The organism is Methanofollis sp. UBA420, assembly GCF_002498315.1.
Taxonomy (GTDB): domain Archaea; phylum Halobacteriota; class Methanomicrobia; order Methanomicrobiales; family Methanofollaceae; genus Methanofollis.
Genome location: NZ_DAGX01000002.1, coordinates 839,942 through 853,968 on the forward strand (window position 1 = coordinate 839,942; position 14,027 = coordinate 853,968).

Below are 14,027 nucleotides of genomic sequence, written 5' to 3' on the forward strand. Positions count from 1 at the left end.
GTTGAGTACACAAGGGACGAAAAAGGGCACCTTCACATCAGAAACTGGAGAAGGAAACGCATTTCCGCTAGCATGATGGGCTTCATTCGATATTACCGCCCTTTCATACGCGTCTGTCTCATTATTGTATGTCTTCTCTGCATCTCACTCTTTATCCCCTGGAACGACCTGACACAGGCAATTGGAGATGCGTACAACCCTTCAACGACATTTAACACCTCCCCGGTAGCGCACACATATCCATATGGATACGATGGCAGGGACTCGCTCACATTTACTACGTACGGCGGGTTCTCAGAGTATCTTGGCCAAGAAGATCACAGTTATCAATACAGTTTCGAAGACGAGGTGATCGGCGACCTTCTGGGAAACAAATACCAAGAACAATACCTCGCCTCCCTCATCGACGCACTCAGGAGGACATCACCCTCCCCGGAGAGGCAGGCAAAAAATGCGATCGGTATGGTCCAGCATATCCCCTACTTTTGGGATCGCTTCAATGACCCGGCAGATACCGACTGGTATTACCCGTACGAGACACTGCATCACATGCGGGGGGTCTGCGCGGACAAGTCACTACTCTTGGCATATCTGCTGGACAAACTGGGATATGATGTCGTCCTCTTCGACTGGAATAGGGATAAAGGAGGACATATGGCCGTCGGGGTCAGGTGCACGGGAGGATACGACTACGCGGGCAGCGGATACGCCTTCATCGAATCCACCGGCCCGAACATCCCGACCTATGTCCCCGACACCTACATTGGAGGCCTTGTGCTCACTCCCGATCCGTCGATAATCCATGTAAGTGAGAGCGGAAAGGCCCTTGACCTCTCAGAAGAGTATCGCGATGCTGGAGAACTACAAAAGCTTGAGAGCATGGGCCAGGTGCTCGACAGTTACCACTATGGGCGATGGCAAGCGCTAAATAGGAAATATGACCTGGAATATGAGACCTGATCAACAAAAAAAGATTACGAGGCCTGGGACGGCGCGCCGCCGAGGGCCTGCTTGACCTGGGACTGGAGCTGCTCGAACTTCGTCTGCATCACTTTTTCCTGCTTTTCAAGGGACGCAATCCGCAGCCCGAGGGTCTCGGCCTTCTCCTGCAATTCGGCGAGCACCTTCTCCTTCCCCTTCTGCATCATCACGGTCCCGACATTCACGTACACCGGCGCATCGTCGGCGACCTCCTTCAGCTCCTCCGCCGCGCGGTTCGTCTCCTTCACCGCCATCTCGTACTGGGCCTTCTGCCCGACGATCGTCTGGAGCTGCTGCTGGATCTGCTGCAGCATCGCAAGCTGCTGCTGAACCCTGGGTGAAATGTTACTACTCATGCCTGATCATCTCCTGGATTTCGTCAGCCACATTGACCAGCCGAAGCCACATGTTCAGCGCCGCCCGCAGGGCGTGCACGTCCGCCGCCCGCACCATGAGGACAAGGCTGTCGGGGCCGGCGAGGGCGACCTCCTCGTGGGAGCGGGAACCGGCCACCTCCCCGGCCTCCGGGGCGAGGGCGCGGTACAGCAGGGGCGCAGCCGGCGTGTGGAACGTAAAGACCGCCTCATGCATCGGGTGCCACCTCAAGGACGATCCTCTTCTTCTGCTGGCCGTCAAAGATGACTGACGGCACGTCGGCCTCGATCTGTTCAGCTACACAGTATCTTTTCAGGACATCATAAACCGATGGGTCCGCGATCCTGACCGTGTGGCTGATCGGTTCGCTCCGCTCAGAGATCGTGACCTTCCTGAGAGCAAACTCATGGGCGACAACACCCTCCTCCACCACCTGGAGCCTGAGGGCGCCGCGTTCCCGGAGAAAGAGTATGACCGACTCGTCGGAAAGGGCCGCAAGGCCGGTCTTCCCGCGGGCCAGGTACCGGGCGCCCGTCGCAAAGGCGAGGTGCCGTGCGAGCGCCCGCAGGTCGTTTGCCGCTTTTCTGGAGGTCGTGACGACAGTCATCGAGCCTTCAGGTCTTTGGTCGCGGCGCCTCTCTCCTTGAACAGGATACGGTGTCCGCAGTAGGGGCACCTGACATTCTGGTCGATCTCGACCTTCTGCTTACACCGCGCACACTTGTACGAGCTGGCCACGGAGCTTACTCCTGGGTCTCGATTGCACGCTCGATCGTCCGCAGGGCTACGCGGAGGGACGGCGTCTGCGGAGCGTACGCACCGCCTGCAAACTTGAACCCGCACTTGCGGCATTCCCAGATCCCGGTGCCGACACGGTGGACAGACTCGTGGTCACAGCGGGGGCAGGTGTGGGCGGCCTTCTCGACCCTCTCGACCTCGACCACACGCTTGCGGATGAACCTGCCGTACCTGCATCCGAACCGCCCGGAACTTCCGGTGACCTTTCCTTTTGCTTTCTGGTTACGCCTCGCCATTCTGGATTACCCCTAATATGCTTATTTAGGTTAGATGTTTTGGTTAATATAGTTGTTCAAGCACCTTGACCTGCCCGTCTCCCTTGGAGAGACGGTTGACCAGAGAGTAGAATTCACTCTGGGTACCGGCAGGGATCCTGCATACGCAGACCCATGACCCGTCATTCTGCCACTCCTCTCTCTCGACCGTCGTCGCCGTCTGCATCTCGCCATAGGCGCGGGGCGCGTGGTCGGCCGGGATCCGCACCGCGACGCGGAGTTCCTCGAAGCGGATCGGGATGAGAGGGCGGAGGGCCTTCATCGTCTCCTTCACCAGTTCGTCCAGGTGCTTGAAGGGGTCGATGCTCACCCTCGCCTCCTCCATCGCCATCTCGATCCTCTGGGGCGGGTGCGGGAGTTTGGTCTGCGGGTTGACAGCGTTGCGTGCGATGTACGTGATGACCTGCCGGCGCTTATCCTCGATCAGCTGCCGGCGCTGCTCTGAGGTGAGATGGATCTCGCCCTTGGTAAGGATCTTTCGTGCGATCGGCTCGAAGTCCGTCGTCCCGAAGGCCTTCACCAGGGACTCGTCAGAGGCGCGTTCCCCATGCGCGAAGTTCTCAAAGACGAAATCGGCAGCGACAAGGTCCTCGATCGGGACGTCCTCGCCCTTTTTGACCTTCATCGCAAGGTCGGGGTCGACCCCGATCTCGAACCGCTCGCCGTGACTCTCAAGCCGTGCCACAATCGCCCGGTCCAGTGGGATCATACCTCACTCACTCCCCTGAAGGTTCCGCGACACTCTCGAAGTCCATCTGGTCGACAAAGGACTTCACTTCCGCGGCTTCCATCTTGTGGAAGAACGGGTTTGCGACCTCTATGACACCGATTTCGACGGTCTGGACATCGAACTTCCCTTCGGTCGCCGCATGGAGGGCCTTGAGGCCGAGACGGATCGCGTCGGGGATCGTCATCTCGGGGTTGTACTCCTCCTCGAAGATCTTCATGGCCGCAGGCCTGCCGATGCCGATGCCTGTCGCCTTGTACTCGAGGAGCGTGCCCGACGGGTCGGTCTCGAAGAGACGGACCTCGCCCTCGAAGACGCCTGCGATCAGCAGGGCCGTGCCGTACGGGCGGGCGCCGCCGAACTGGGTGTACACCTGCATGTGGTCGCAGATCTTCTTTGCCAGGGTCTCGACATCGATCGACTCGTCGTAGGTCACCCTGTTGATCTGGGCCTCGACCCGCGCCCTTTCCACAAGGAGGCGGGCGTCGCCGACAAGGCCCGAGGATGCGACACCGATGTGATCGTCGATCAGGTAGATCTTCTCGATCGACGAGGATTCAAGGAGGCGGGACGATACCCGCTTGTCGACAAGAAGGATCACACCTTCCTTGCACTTGATCCCGACTGCAGTGGTCCCCCGCTTCACTGCCTCGCGTGCGTACTCTACCTGGTAGAGACGGCCGTCCGGGCTGAAGACCGTGATCGCCCGGTCATATCCCATCTGATATTGTGGTTGCATTAGATCTCCTCTCTTTCATGATCTGTCAAAAAGACTCTGCTCTGCTTTTTAATACCCTCTTGTAGTACATCAACCTTGTGCCGTCCGTACCTGAAGGCCGGTGACTCCTTTTCCCCGTAGGTGACCGATTCCGGTTCCTTCCGGGGACCCCCCTCCTGAAGTCGCCTCTTGAGCGCGGCGATCGTCCCGGAAACCGCCACTGTCCTGAGGGCGATTCTCGCGTCCCCGACCGCGGTGACGGTCGAGCACGCGAGGGCGAGGTCGCCCTCTGTCCCCCGCTGGCAGCGGAGGATGGCGTGTTCCCCCTCGCGGGAGAGGACGGCAGGCTGGATCACGGCGGCACGGGCGTCGCCGAACAGGGAGGTCACCGCATCGGCGACAGCCAGGTACAGCGCCTTTTCCGCGGTCTCCTGCCAGGGCGGGAGGACCCGCACGAGCAGGTACCGCCTCTTCGTCCTGAGGGTCGGCGGCCGCACCTTCATCCGACCACCTGCACAGGTTCGGGGCGTTCCATCAACCTGTCGACGGACGAGAGGGCGGAAAGGGTTTCGGCCTCCTCCATCCCGAAGAGGGAGCAGAGGCCGACGGCCTCGCGCACGCTCCGAAGGTCGAGGACAGACCTGGCATTGCTTGCAACGGTGAGGGGAAAGCCGTAGTGGCGCTGGAGGACGAGGACGTCCGCGTAACGCTGGAACACCCTCTGCCTCTCCCGGCCCCGCAGGGATATGACCGGCGCAAGGTCGATCTCGATGGCGACGCCGTTTTCAGCAGCGGTCCGGGCGGCGACGTGGTCGAAAGCGTGTTTTCCGGCATGGCTAAGACCCCTCAGCACGTGGACCCCGCCGAGGGAAACGGCCGACCTGTTGAAGCCTTCTTCACCTGCTTCGACCATCACAAGAGCCCCGGCAGGGGCGCGGCGCACTCCCCGCGTCAGGTCCCTGACATGTGCTGCCGCGATCACGATGCCCGGGATCACCCGCACGCCAAAGAACTCACCGTTCCCGCTGGTCGAAACGATCCGGTCAAAACCGCAGTCCCGTGCTTCGAGGGCCATGCGAGGGAGGGTCGTGTCGCCGTCAGGATAGGGATGCACGCAGGCATCGGTGTACGCCATTGGTGCACTCCAAAAAATAAGGGGATGGTTACTTTCCTTTGTTCGCGTTGGACCGGATGCTCGGGCGGGTCTTCTCGGTGCCCGTGCCCTTGTGCCTCTGGCCACGGCCCTTCCGTCCGGCCATCGTCTTGCCGCGTTCGGCACGGCCGCGCTGGTTCGCCTGGCCGACCCATGCGAGCTGCGGGTCGCTCATCACGGACGGGTGGCTACCGTCGACGAGGATGATCTCGTACCACTTGTTGCGGCCGTCTTCGCCGACCCAGTACGAGTTGAGGACTTCCATGTTCCGGTACTTCTTGGAGGCACGCTCCTCGGCGATCCGCTGGATGCTCTTGCCAGCGGTGATCCGGCGCATGCCCATCCTGGCGGTCCTGCGACCGCGGATGTACCTGGACTTCCTCCTGCCGCCCCTGCGGATACGTGCCCGCACAACGATGACACCCTGCTTGGCCTTGTAGCCGAGGGAGTGTGCACGGTCGATCCTGGTCGGGCGAACGAGCCGCACGACTGCACCCTCGCGCCTCCAGGTCTGCATCCGCTCCCAGAGGAGCGCCTTGACCTCGGTGGCGTCGGGGTTTCTCCATGCCTCACGAACGTAGGCATACATTGACTTTGCCATTGCAATTCACCTCAGGTTCAGCGCAATAAGTGCGCCACATTCCTTGATGGGATACCTGTACTGGTGGGTTTTGTAATATTATTAATATTAGTACAGGACGGAAGAGCGGCAACCCAAAATCGAGAACAAAAAGGTACTCTCCATCTTCTGGATCTTTGTTCACTCTTCCCCGGAGCAAGCCTACAGCGGGGGTCCGGCGTAAATCTCCGGCTCTGATGGTGGAGAAGGAGATAGATCGGCACCCTCTTCTGGGGGACTACGCCCCCGGCCCCCCGCCATCAGGATAGGACGGGAATGGCAGTCCCGCTCATCAGATCTCCGGCTCTTTTTCCCGGGTTCAATCCGGAGTGGGGTTCGGGGGTGAAACCCCCGGACGAGATTATGGGGAAGACAGCGGATCAGTGCCTCACGCCGCGCCCTTCTTCTTCTCGACGACCCGGATCCCCTCGATCCTGGTTACAGGGTACTGCCCGTTCTCGTCCTTCTCCGCGGACTTCACCATGTCCCAGACAGTGAGGAGCGCGACAGAGACGCCGGTGAGGGCGTCCATCTCGACGCCGGTCTTGCCGTACGAGCGGACCCTGACCCGTGCTATGATGCAGTCCTCCCCTTCCTCGAAGTCGGTCTCCACGCCGCCGAGGGCGAGGGGGTGGCACATCGGGATGATGCGGGAGGCGTCCTTCACCGCCATGGTGGCGGCGACCCGCGCCGTGGCCAGGACATTGCCTTTGATGACGGTCCCGTCACGGATCGCCGCAAGAGTCTCCTCCCGCAGGTAGATCCGGCCCTCCGCGACCGCTTCCCGCACGACATCGGGCTTGTCGGAGACGTCGACCATGCGGGCGCGGTCGTCCGCGATATGGGTGAATTCAACCATACAGTACCTCTGGAATGCGGGCGAGCATTTCTGTTGCGGTCATGCCGGCGTCCCGCCCGGCGGCCGCTGCCTCGCCGGCGAGGCCGTTCGCATAGGCCGCGACGCATGCGGCGTCGAAGGCCGGGAGGCGGCAGAAGAGGCCGGCCGCAAGCCCGGCGAGGACGTCACCTGTCCCGCCGACTGTCATCGCGGGGCAGCCCGTCCTGTTGAAGCGGACCCGCTGGCCGTCAGAGATGATGTCGACGGCACCTTTCAGGAGGACAGCGGCGCCCTCGGGCACGGCCCCGCGCACGGTCCGGGCGCGGTCACGCAAGGATGAGGGGAGGGGGCGGCCGAAGGCCCTGACAAACTCTGCGGCATGGGGGGTGTAGACCGTCTCCGGCCCCGCGGGGAGGGGAGGGCGGAGGGCGTCGGCGTCGAGGACGAGCCTTTTCGCATGCCGGGCGAGGGCCGTCACCACGTCGTGGCTCTCCGTGCCGAGGCCGTTCCCACAGAGGACGACGTCGGCCCTCTCCGCGAGGGGGACGAGAGCGGCGAGGTGCTCGTCGCCAATCGCCCGACCGAATAGGGGGACGTGGATGAGGTCGGGGTTCTCCACGTACGCGGGGGAGGCGACACGCACGATGTCGGCACCGGCCCTGAGCGCGGCCATGCCGGCGAGGAAGGGGGCGCCCTGGTACGGCCCGCCGCCGACGACAAGCACCTCGCCGCCGGCCCCCTTGTGGGCTGAAGGCCCCTTCGGCCGCAGGCAGAGGAGGTCGCCGGGGCCGGTGCAGATCTCGGCTGCAAGGGGGATGCCGATCTCCGCCACCCGGCCGCCCGCCTCCTTCGGGCGGTGGAAGGTGACGATCAGATCTGAACGCGCCCCGGGCGTCGGCACGTCGACCGCCACCACGCGGGCCGCGCTCGCGTTCATGAGCCCGACCATCGAGAGCAGGGGCTCCCGCGGCACGCCCAGGGCCCCGGTGCCGAGCATGGCGTCGACGATCAGGTCGGCCCTCGCGAAGAGGGGGGAGAGGGCCTCCACGTCGGCCGGCACGCGCACCTCGTGGAGGGCGGCCGGGCAGGCGCGGAGGGCGGCGAGCTGGGCAAGGAAGTCAGGGGTAGCGGAGCCGTATGCCGGACAGACCACGTCCACCTCAGAGTCCTGGAGGTGGCGGGCGACGACGAGGCCGTCGCCGCCATTGTTCCGCCGCCCGCAGAGGACGAGCACCCGCGACGGCGAGGACTCCCGCACCGCCGCAACGATCGCGAGGCCGGCCGCCTCCATCAACTGGAGACCGGAGACGCCGAGGGCCATGCTGTTCCTGTCCACCGCACGCATCCGCTCGGGCGTGATCACGCCCGTCTCGCAGAACTCCCTCAGATCCTCAAACATCAGATGCCCGGTGGGAGGCGGGAAGATAGAAAGGTTGCGAAGGGGGTGCGCGGGGAGAGAGGGATCGATATGCGGAAACCTCCGGGGCGGGACATGACCCACAACAGGGAGATGCAGGGAATCCATGCAGGTTCCGCCGGAAAAAAGGAAGAGACAGGGTCGGGAACGGTACAGCAACAATCCAATGAGAGGGGGAGTGCCGGGAGAAGATCATGACAATAGGAGACATTCAGGGACTGCAGGCAATGTGCAGTATCTGTCAGGGAAAAATGACCATTACCACATGCAGGAATGACCAGCAATACAGGAAAACACTCCTGAAGAACTCGATAATGAGACAGATATCTAAAAATACATATAAAGAATAAAATTAAACTTTTTTAAGATGCACAAATAACAACCCATAAATATTATATCGCGTTAATAATCCGTCATTATATAGACTGTACCCAGAATGTGCAGATCCGGAGGATCGAGAATCTATGAAATCAAGAGTATTGTACGGAGTCATGGGCATAGCCCTGGTGGCGCTCTTCATCGGCGGCGGCACCTATGCGTACTTTAGCGACACAGAAACGAGCGAGGGGAACGTCTTCAGCGCCGGGACGCTGAACCTCACCGTCGAAAGCGACGGCACCCTGCCGTTTGCCTTCGACAACCTGAAACCAGGGGACATGGGAGTCCTGGCAGACCCCTGGCGGATCAACAACACCGGCACCATCGCCGGGAACCTCACCATCACGTGCGGGAAGATCATCAACAACGAGAACGGGCTGACAGAGCCTGAAGAGAGTGTGGACTCCACTGGCGGCGTGCTTGAAGGCGAGCTCGGCGTAAACCTCACGGTGGCGTTCTGGGTCGACAGCAATGCTGACAACACCTGGAATGCAGGGGACTATTGCCTCTATGCAAATGGAGACAAGGTAGATTACAACAGCGGTGACGCGCTTCCCGACGATGCCTTCACACCCCTGAACGAGTACAGCGAAAAGAGCTGGGCCAACCTGGCGACCATCGCCGCAGGAGAGACGGCAGGCACCTTCCATGTGGAGTATGACCTCCCCTGGGAGACCGGGAACGAGGTCCAGAGCGACACCTGCACCTTCGACCTCATCTTCAAGCTTGAACAGGCACGCACGTAATCCGAACCCCATTTCAGGGCCAGAGGAAGAATAAAATGCACCCCCTTGCCGGAAGGGCCTGCACGGTCCTCCTTGTCGTAGCCGCCCTCGTCGTCGTCGCCGCAGTCCTTGCGGGCTGGCAGGTCGAGGTCGTGCTCTCCGGGAGCATGGAACCGGCAATCCCGGTCGGCGGGGTGGTGGTGACCGCCCCTGTCTCCCCAGAGGATGTGCGGGCAGGCGACATCATCACCTTCAGCTCGGGCGGGCACCATGTCACCCACCGGGTGACCGCGGTGGTGGAGGGGCCGACGGCCGGTTTCATCACCCGCGGCGACGCCAACGAGGACGCAGACCCCGTGCCGGTAGCGGCCGGGGACGTCGTCGGCAGGGCCCTCTTCTCCCTCCCCTTCCTTGGTTACCTTGCCGTCTTCGTCAGGACGCCGGCCGGGTTCTTCCTCACTCTCCTCGTCCCCGGCCTCGTCCTTGTCGCCCTGGAGGTGCAGACCCTCAGGGGAAAACGCAGCGAGAGGGAGGGATAAGTCATGGGAGAGTGGCGGGGGGCGCTGACGGCCACGGTCCTTCTCCTCCTCCTTGCCGGGGGGTGCTGGACAGTCGAAGGACTCTTCTTCGACCAGGAAGACACAGGAACGTCTACCTTCGCCGCGTACGTGCCCGGACTCTGGGAGCAGACCATCAGGGCAGACTTCGAGAACGGCACAGGCGATGGCGTCGCGGTCTCACCCGCCGGCGACGTCGCCCTCGCGGCAGGCGGCGGGAGTTTCATGCTCTTCTGGGAGGACGAAACGGTCCCGGAGAACTGGACCTGCGTCTCCAACGAAGGAGGGGATTATTACCACCGCTTCCCCCGCGGGGCGGCAGAGTATGGCGGTGAGGGGGGTACGGAGAACCACACCCATACAGGGGAGGTGACGGGGTGCTCGGGGCCATCACGTACAACAACACAGAAATGGAGATTCTGGAACTTGGGCACGAAGGAGTGCGCATCCCCTGCCCACACACACACCGGCACCACAAGCGTTGCCAGTGCCTCCCATCTTCCCCCCTACCGGGACTTCAGGATCATCAGATACGACGGCGACATCCCCTGCATCATCCCGGCCGGTGCGATCGGCATCTTCGAAGATCTCCCAGCCGGGGACTGGGAGCAGGCATACGGGGACGATCGCTACCTCAGGGGCGGGGCTGTGACGGGCACGGGGGGATCGCAGGATCACACCCACGAGGTCACTGTCACGGCCGGGGGGGCCTCGGAGGTGGTCACAATCAATGTCAGGTGGGTGTTCGAGGGTGAGGAGATCGAGATCGCAGGCCCTGGACACACCCACGAACAGACAGGGACGATCGACGAGGCGGAAAACAAACCCCCCTTTATGACGGTGCGTCTGGGACGGGCAGGAAACGACAACCCTCTCCCTGCCGGCCTCATCGCCATGCACACCACAGGACCGGGTGAAGGGTGGAGTGTCGTCTCCGACTTTGAAGGCTACTTCATCAGGGACACAGGGACATACGGGGAGACCGGCGGCACGGAGACACACACCCATTCCAATAAGACATTCGAAACAGGCAACCCCACCCAGATCGAGCAGAAGGAGATGGGAAAGGGGGAGTATGACAGAAAAGAGGTCGCGGACCCCGCTCACACCCACACCCTCGACCTCTCCTTCTCCGAAGACGCCGCCATCCCGCCATACAGGGACACCATCTTTGCACGGGCAGAGTACGCCCTCGAAGGCACCCTCGAGAGCGTGGTCTTTGACACAGGCATCGAAGGCGCCACCTGGAACGCCTTTTTCTGGGACAGGACGACAGAGGAGGGGGCGACCGCGATCACGATGGAGGGCAGGGCGTCCGATGCCCCCTTCGGGCAGAGCGATGCCTCCCCCGCCTGGACGGACCCGGCCGGCGGCCTCCCGAAAGGGCGGTACATGCAGTGGAGGGCCACCCTGACCACGACGGACAGCACACAGACCCCCGTCCTTCACGCGGTGCGGGTGTACTACTATTGAGGGACGAACGATGGAGAAAGACGCACGATACTGGAACAGACTGGTGATGGTGGCCCTGCTCTGCCCCCTCCTCGTCGCCGCGGCCCTGGGAGCGGTCGTCGACCTCACCCTCGACGGCCCGGGAGCCGGGGGCATGGCCTTCCCCGACCTCAAACCCGGCGACACCGGCACCACGACCGTACTCCTCCACAATGCCGGGAGCGAAGGCGGCAGCGTCGCCGTCTGGGTCTCCGACATCACGGAGACGGACGCGAGGCAGGACGGCGCCAGGCTCGACACCTACCTCCTCTTCTCCCTCTCGAACGACCATCTCGCATCCACCCTCGACCTGCCCGCACCCATCACCTCCTTCCCGCAAGGACCGGGCGGCAGTCCCGCCGTCACCGTGACGCATCTGGAGGCCGGCGCGACCACCACACTCGTCTGGCACTGGGAGTTCAGGGAGACCGGGACCCCACAGGACGACGCCCAGGGCGACACCCTCGCCTTCACCGTCCACTACACCCTCACCACCCTTCCCCCGGACGGCGGCGGAGGAGGGGGAGGAGGGGGAGGGCACAGGCAGGTCCAGGCCTCCTCCAGGAGCCAGAGCGGGCAGCACCCCGCACTCACCACCCTCCCGGAGGAGACCTTGACGATACCGACGACGGCTGCGGTGGCCGACGAACCGGCACCAGAGGACCGGATCCCCCTGCTCCAAGCCCTCCTCCTCATGCTCCTCATCGGGGGCATGGTCAGGCTGCGGCACGAGCCCTCCAGAGTTCTGAAGGTGGCGGCCGCCGCCGGCATATTCCTCCTCCTCGTCGCCGCGCTCCCCCTTGACTACAGGATCCTCTGCTGGATGCAGCCGCCCGGCATCCTCCTCGCCGCCGCGGCACTCCTCATCCCGCCCACCGCCGGCTTCCTCAGCCAGAGGCAGCCGACGCCTCGCACCCTCTGGGCAGGGGAGTGCACTCTTCTCTTTTTCTCGGTGGCAGCAGGCTTCGGCCTCCTCGCCCTCGGCGCCGGCCCCCTGGAAAGTCTCCTTGGCCTGGCCGCCGTCTACCTCGTCACCCTCGGTGTCGTCCTCATCATGGAGAGGTAAGGCGGGAAAAATCCGTACAATCTGCCGGAGAGGGCGGCAAATCCGCCCGACCAATGGGTTATATCGGAGGGGCATGATAGTAGTGTAGTCAGATGAGTCTAGAGAGGGATGTATCAGCGGCCGCCAGACGGATCCGCGAGGCCGACCGGGTGACGGTCATCTCGCACATCGACGCCGACGGCATCACCAGCCTCTCGATCCTGATGCAGGCGATCACCCGCGCCGGGATCGAGGCGGCGCCCGTCTTCGTGCGGCAACTTGAGCCGCTGATGATGCACCACGTCCCGCAGGACGACACACTGAAGGTCTTCTCCGACCTCGGGGCCGGGCAGCAGAACCTCCTGGAGGAGCACGGCCTTGCCGAAGACAGGGTCGTGATCATCGATCACCACGTCTCGCAGGACGTAAAGACCCCGTACATGCAGGTGAACGCCCTGCCGTACGGCCACACGAAGTTCTCGGCCGCGGGGGCGGCGTACCTCGTCGCCCGGGCCATCGACGACGACACCCACGACCTCGCAAAGCTTGCCGTGATCGGGAATGTCGGCGACATGATGGCCAGGGAGGACTGCGGGCTCATCGGGCCGGCACGGGCGATCGCCGAGGACGGGATCGAGTACGGGAATGTCGAGGCACAGCGCGACCTCAACTGCTACGGCATCTCCACCCGCCCCCTGAACCTCTGCCTCGCCTACACCGACGACCCCTTCATCGAGGGGATCACCAACAACCCGGCAGGGGCGCGGAGGCTCCTTGCGTCCCTCGGCATCCCGGAGAGGACGCGGGAAGGGCGGTGGCGGGTCTGGGATGACCTGGACGACGCCGAGAAGCAGGCGGTCTGCTCGGCCCTCGCGGAGCAGATCGTCGCCCACGGCGGCGACGCCGGGAGACTCTGCGCCGAGGTCTACCTCTTCCCCGACGAGGCCGGGGGGACGGCCCTGCACAATGCCTCCGAGTTCTCGACCCTCCTCAATGCCTGCGGCAGGTGGGCCCGCCCCGCGGTCGGGAGCGCGATCTGCGCGGGCGACCGGGCCGCCGCCCTCAGGGAGGCCGGGCAGATGCTCACCCAGCACAGGGCAACAATCCGGGAGATCCTCACCTATATCCTCACCACCGGCGTCCAGGAACTCGACGCCATCCAGTACCTCCATGTCGGGGACAGGTTCCCCGACACCATCGTCGGAATCGGCGCAGGCATGGCCCTCTCGAAGCTCGGCCGCGAGAAACCGATCCTCATCATGTGTACCCTCCCCGACGATCCCACCCTCACCAAGGTCTCCATGCGGGCCGACGACCGGATGGTCGGGGCCGGCATCGACCTTCAGGCGGCCCTCATCGAGGCCGCCGGGCCCTTCGGCGGGGCGGCAGGGGGGCACGCCATCGCCGCGGGGGCATATATCCCGAAAACAGCAGAACAGGAGTTTGTATACCGTGTCAACCAGTGCATCAAGAGACAGCGCGGAGCGGCAGGTCAGGGCGATTGCTGACTTCCAGTTCGGAAAAGGAGCCGGAGAGGCGCTTTTCCAGCCAGGCTGCCGCATCGTCAGGTCGAAAACGCGGCGTGTCAGGCAGGTGATGCTCGGGGACGAGCGTATCGTCACCGTCCGCGCCCAGGACGGGCGGTTCACCCTCGGCATCACAGGCGCCCGCCTGCTTGCGCAGGCGCTCCCTGCGCCCGCATACCGCGTCGTGATCGCGGACGAGGTCGCCGATTTCGTCGCCGACGGGAAGAACGCCTTTGCCAAACACATCGTCACAGCGGATACCGGCATCAGGGCCGGCGACGAGGTGATCGTCGTGTCCGGGGAGGACGAGGTGATCGCCACCGGCCAGGCACTCCTCTCGGGCAGAGAAATGGTGGCATTTGATTATGGAGTAGCGGTAAAAGTTAGGAAAGGAGGAAAGTAAG

Annotated in this window: 20 protein-coding genes; 8 read left to right on the top strand and 12 right to left on the bottom strand. The window is 63.2% G+C overall.

Annotation, left to right across the window (positions count from 1 at the left end):
- Positions 1-72: 72 nt before the first annotated feature.
- A complete protein-coding gene (locus tag BP869_RS04105) occupies positions 73-960 on the top strand; it encodes a hypothetical protein (RefSeq protein WP_342677138.1) in 888 nt (295 codons plus the stop codon).
- 14 nt (positions 961-974) lie between these two features.
- Here BP869_RS04105 and BP869_RS04110 read toward each other — a convergent pair whose 3' ends face one another.
- The 12 genes from BP869_RS04110 to BP869_RS04165 form a co-directional block, all read right to left on the bottom strand.
- Positions 975-1,337, bottom strand: coding sequence for a prefoldin subunit beta (locus BP869_RS04110; protein ID WP_300165261.1), 363 nt, complete (start codon positions 1,335-1,337; stop codon positions 975-977).
- Positions 1,330-1,572 carry a KEOPS complex subunit Pcc1 gene (locus tag BP869_RS04115; protein ID WP_300165259.1) on the bottom strand — a complete coding sequence of 81 codons (243 nt, stop codon included), beginning with the start codon at positions 1,570-1,572 and terminating at the stop codon, positions 1,330-1,332. Before BP869_RS04115 ends, BP869_RS04110 begins: the two co-directional genes overlap by 8 nt.
- Positions 1,565-1,963, bottom strand: coding sequence for a hypothetical protein (locus BP869_RS04120; protein ID WP_342677141.1), 399 nt, complete (start codon positions 1,961-1,963; stop codon positions 1,565-1,567). Before BP869_RS04120 ends, BP869_RS04115 begins: the two co-directional genes overlap by 8 nt.
- Complete coding sequence (locus BP869_RS04125) at positions 1,960-2,094, bottom strand: DNA-directed RNA polymerase subunit P (RefSeq protein WP_083523466.1); 135 nt, start codon at positions 2,092-2,094, stop codon at positions 1,960-1,962. Before BP869_RS04125 ends, BP869_RS04120 begins: the two co-directional genes overlap by 4 nt.
- 5 nt (positions 2,095-2,099) lie before the next feature.
- Positions 2,100-2,390 (bottom strand): 50S ribosomal protein L37ae, encoded by a 291-nt coding sequence (locus tag BP869_RS04130; RefSeq protein ID WP_067052396.1) that lies wholly within the window; start codon positions 2,388-2,390, stop codon positions 2,100-2,102.
- 43 nt (positions 2,391-2,433) lie between these two features.
- Positions 2,434-3,138, bottom strand: coding sequence for a ribosome assembly factor SBDS (locus tag BP869_RS04135; protein ID WP_067052398.1), 705 nt, complete (start codon positions 3,136-3,138; stop codon positions 2,434-2,436).
- 7 nt (positions 3,139-3,145) lie between these two features.
- Positions 3,146-3,895, bottom strand: coding sequence for an archaeal proteasome endopeptidase complex subunit alpha (gene psmA / locus BP869_RS04140; RefSeq protein WP_342677145.1), 750 nt, complete (start codon positions 3,893-3,895; stop codon positions 3,146-3,148).
- Positions 3,895-4,377, bottom strand: coding sequence for an Rpp14/Pop5 family protein (locus tag BP869_RS04145; RefSeq protein ID WP_342677146.1), 483 nt, complete (start codon positions 4,375-4,377; stop codon positions 3,895-3,897). The genes psmA and BP869_RS04145 overlap by 1 nt, the downstream gene beginning before the upstream one ends.
- Positions 4,374-5,009 carry an RNase P subunit p30 family protein gene (locus BP869_RS04150; RefSeq protein ID WP_342677147.1) on the bottom strand — a complete coding sequence of 212 codons (636 nt, stop codon included), beginning with the start codon at positions 5,007-5,009 and terminating at the stop codon, positions 4,374-4,376. Before BP869_RS04150 ends, BP869_RS04145 begins: the two co-directional genes overlap by 4 nt.
- A gap of 28 nt (positions 5,010-5,037) precedes the next feature.
- On the bottom strand, positions 5,038-5,628 hold the full coding sequence (locus BP869_RS04155) for a 50S ribosomal protein L15e (RefSeq protein ID WP_342677150.1): 591 nt from the start codon (positions 5,626-5,628) through the stop codon (positions 5,038-5,040).
- Between the two features lie 406 nt (positions 5,629-6,034).
- Positions 6,035-6,505, bottom strand: coding sequence for a cyclic pyranopterin monophosphate synthase MoaC (gene moaC, locus BP869_RS04160; protein ID WP_342677152.1), 471 nt, complete (start codon positions 6,503-6,505; stop codon positions 6,035-6,037).
- Positions 6,498-7,883, bottom strand: a complete 1,386-nt coding sequence (locus BP869_RS04165) for an NAD(P)H-hydrate dehydratase (RefSeq protein ID WP_342677154.1) — start codon at positions 7,881-7,883, stop codon at positions 6,498-6,500. Before BP869_RS04165 ends, moaC begins: the two co-directional genes overlap by 8 nt.
- Positions 7,884-8,095: 212 nt before the next feature.
- Here BP869_RS04165 and BP869_RS04170 point away from each other — a divergent pair, with 212 nt between their 5' ends.
- The 7 genes from BP869_RS04170 (at position 8,096) to BP869_RS04200 (ending at position 14,026) form a co-directional block, all read left to right on the top strand.
- Positions 8,096-8,251, top strand: coding sequence for a hypothetical protein (locus BP869_RS04170; protein WP_342677157.1), 156 nt, complete (start codon positions 8,096-8,098; stop codon positions 8,249-8,251).
- A gap of 114 nt (positions 8,252-8,365) precedes the next feature.
- Complete coding sequence (locus BP869_RS04175) at positions 8,366-9,025, top strand: TasA family protein (RefSeq protein ID WP_342677159.1); 660 nt, start codon at positions 8,366-8,368, stop codon at positions 9,023-9,025.
- 35 nt (positions 9,026-9,060) lie between these two features.
- A complete protein-coding gene (locus tag BP869_RS04180; RefSeq protein ID WP_342677161.1) occupies positions 9,061-9,543 on the top strand; it encodes a signal peptidase I in 483 nt (160 codons plus the stop codon).
- 3 nt (positions 9,544-9,546) lie between these two features.
- Positions 9,547-11,034, top strand: a complete 1,488-nt coding sequence (locus tag BP869_RS04185) for a hypothetical protein (RefSeq protein WP_342677163.1) — start codon at positions 9,547-9,549, stop codon at positions 11,032-11,034.
- 10 nt (positions 11,035-11,044) lie between these two features.
- Positions 11,045-12,118 carry a hypothetical protein gene (locus BP869_RS04190; protein ID WP_342677165.1) on the top strand — a complete coding sequence of 358 codons (1,074 nt, stop codon included), beginning with the start codon at positions 11,045-11,047 and terminating at the stop codon, positions 12,116-12,118.
- A gap of 92 nt (positions 12,119-12,210) precedes the next feature.
- Positions 12,211-13,605, top strand: coding sequence for a DHH family phosphoesterase (locus BP869_RS04195; protein ID WP_342677167.1), 1,395 nt, complete (start codon positions 12,211-12,213; stop codon positions 13,603-13,605).
- Complete coding sequence (locus BP869_RS04200) at positions 13,550-14,026, top strand: PUA domain-containing protein (protein ID WP_342677168.1); 477 nt, start codon at positions 13,550-13,552, stop codon at positions 14,024-14,026. Before BP869_RS04195 ends, BP869_RS04200 begins: the two co-directional genes overlap by 56 nt.
- Position 14,027 lies beyond the last annotated feature (1 nt).

What these genes read in the sequence shown, in the direction of transcription:
- BP869_RS04150 (WP_342677147.1), bottom strand. Translation starts at nt 5,009, where the DNA reads ATGGCGTACACCGATGCCTGCGTGCATCCCTATCCTGACGGCGACACG.
- BP869_RS04190 (WP_342677165.1), top strand. Translation starts at nt 11,045, where the DNA reads ATGGAGAAAGACGCACGATACTGGAACAGACTGGTGATGGTGGCCCTG.
- BP869_RS04155 (WP_342677150.1), bottom strand. Translation starts at nt 5,628, where the DNA reads ATGGCAAAGTCAATGTATGCCTACGTTCGTGAGGCATGGAGAAACCCC.
- BP869_RS04180 (WP_342677161.1), top strand. Translation starts at nt 9,061, where the DNA reads ATGCACCCCCTTGCCGGAAGGGCCTGCACGGTCCTCCTTGTCGTAGCC.
- BP869_RS04120 (WP_342677141.1), bottom strand. Translation starts at nt 1,963, where the DNA reads ATGACTGTCGTCACGACCTCCAGAAAAGCGGCAAACGACCTGCGGGCG.
- BP869_RS04165 (WP_342677154.1), bottom strand. Translation starts at nt 7,883, where the DNA reads ATGTTTGAGGATCTGAGGGAGTTCTGCGAGACGGGCGTGATCACGCCC.
- BP869_RS04110 (WP_300165261.1), bottom strand. Translation starts at nt 1,337, where the DNA reads ATGAGTAGTAACATTTCACCCAGGGTTCAGCAGCAGCTTGCGATGCTG.
- BP869_RS04175 (WP_342677159.1), top strand. Translation starts at nt 8,366, where the DNA reads ATGAAATCAAGAGTATTGTACGGAGTCATGGGCATAGCCCTGGTGGCG.
- BP869_RS04145 (WP_342677146.1), bottom strand. Translation starts at nt 4,377, where the DNA reads ATGAAGGTGCGGCCGCCGACCCTCAGGACGAAGAGGCGGTACCTGCTC.
- moaC (WP_342677152.1), bottom strand. Translation starts at nt 6,505, where the DNA reads ATGGTTGAATTCACCCATATCGCGGACGACCGCGCCCGCATGGTCGAC.
- BP869_RS04170 (WP_342677157.1), top strand. Translation starts at nt 8,096, where the DNA reads ATGACAATAGGAGACATTCAGGGACTGCAGGCAATGTGCAGTATCTGT.
- BP869_RS04115 (WP_300165259.1), bottom strand. Translation starts at nt 1,572, where the DNA reads ATGCATGAGGCGGTCTTTACGTTCCACACGCCGGCTGCGCCCCTGCTG.
- psmA (WP_342677145.1), bottom strand. Translation starts at nt 3,895, where the DNA reads ATGCAACCACAATATCAGATGGGATATGACCGGGCGATCACGGTCTTC.
- BP869_RS04195 (WP_342677167.1), top strand. Translation starts at nt 12,211, where the DNA reads ATGAGTCTAGAGAGGGATGTATCAGCGGCCGCCAGACGGATCCGCGAG.
- BP869_RS04130 (WP_067052396.1), bottom strand. Translation starts at nt 2,390, where the DNA reads ATGGCGAGGCGTAACCAGAAAGCAAAAGGAAAGGTCACCGGAAGTTCC.
- BP869_RS04185 (WP_342677163.1), top strand. Translation starts at nt 9,547, where the DNA reads ATGGGAGAGTGGCGGGGGGCGCTGACGGCCACGGTCCTTCTCCTCCTC.
- BP869_RS04135 (WP_067052398.1), bottom strand. Translation starts at nt 3,138, where the DNA reads ATGATCCCACTGGACCGGGCGATTGTGGCACGGCTTGAGAGTCACGGC.
- BP869_RS04105 (WP_342677138.1), top strand. Translation starts at nt 73, where the DNA reads ATGATGGGCTTCATTCGATATTACCGCCCTTTCATACGCGTCTGTCTC.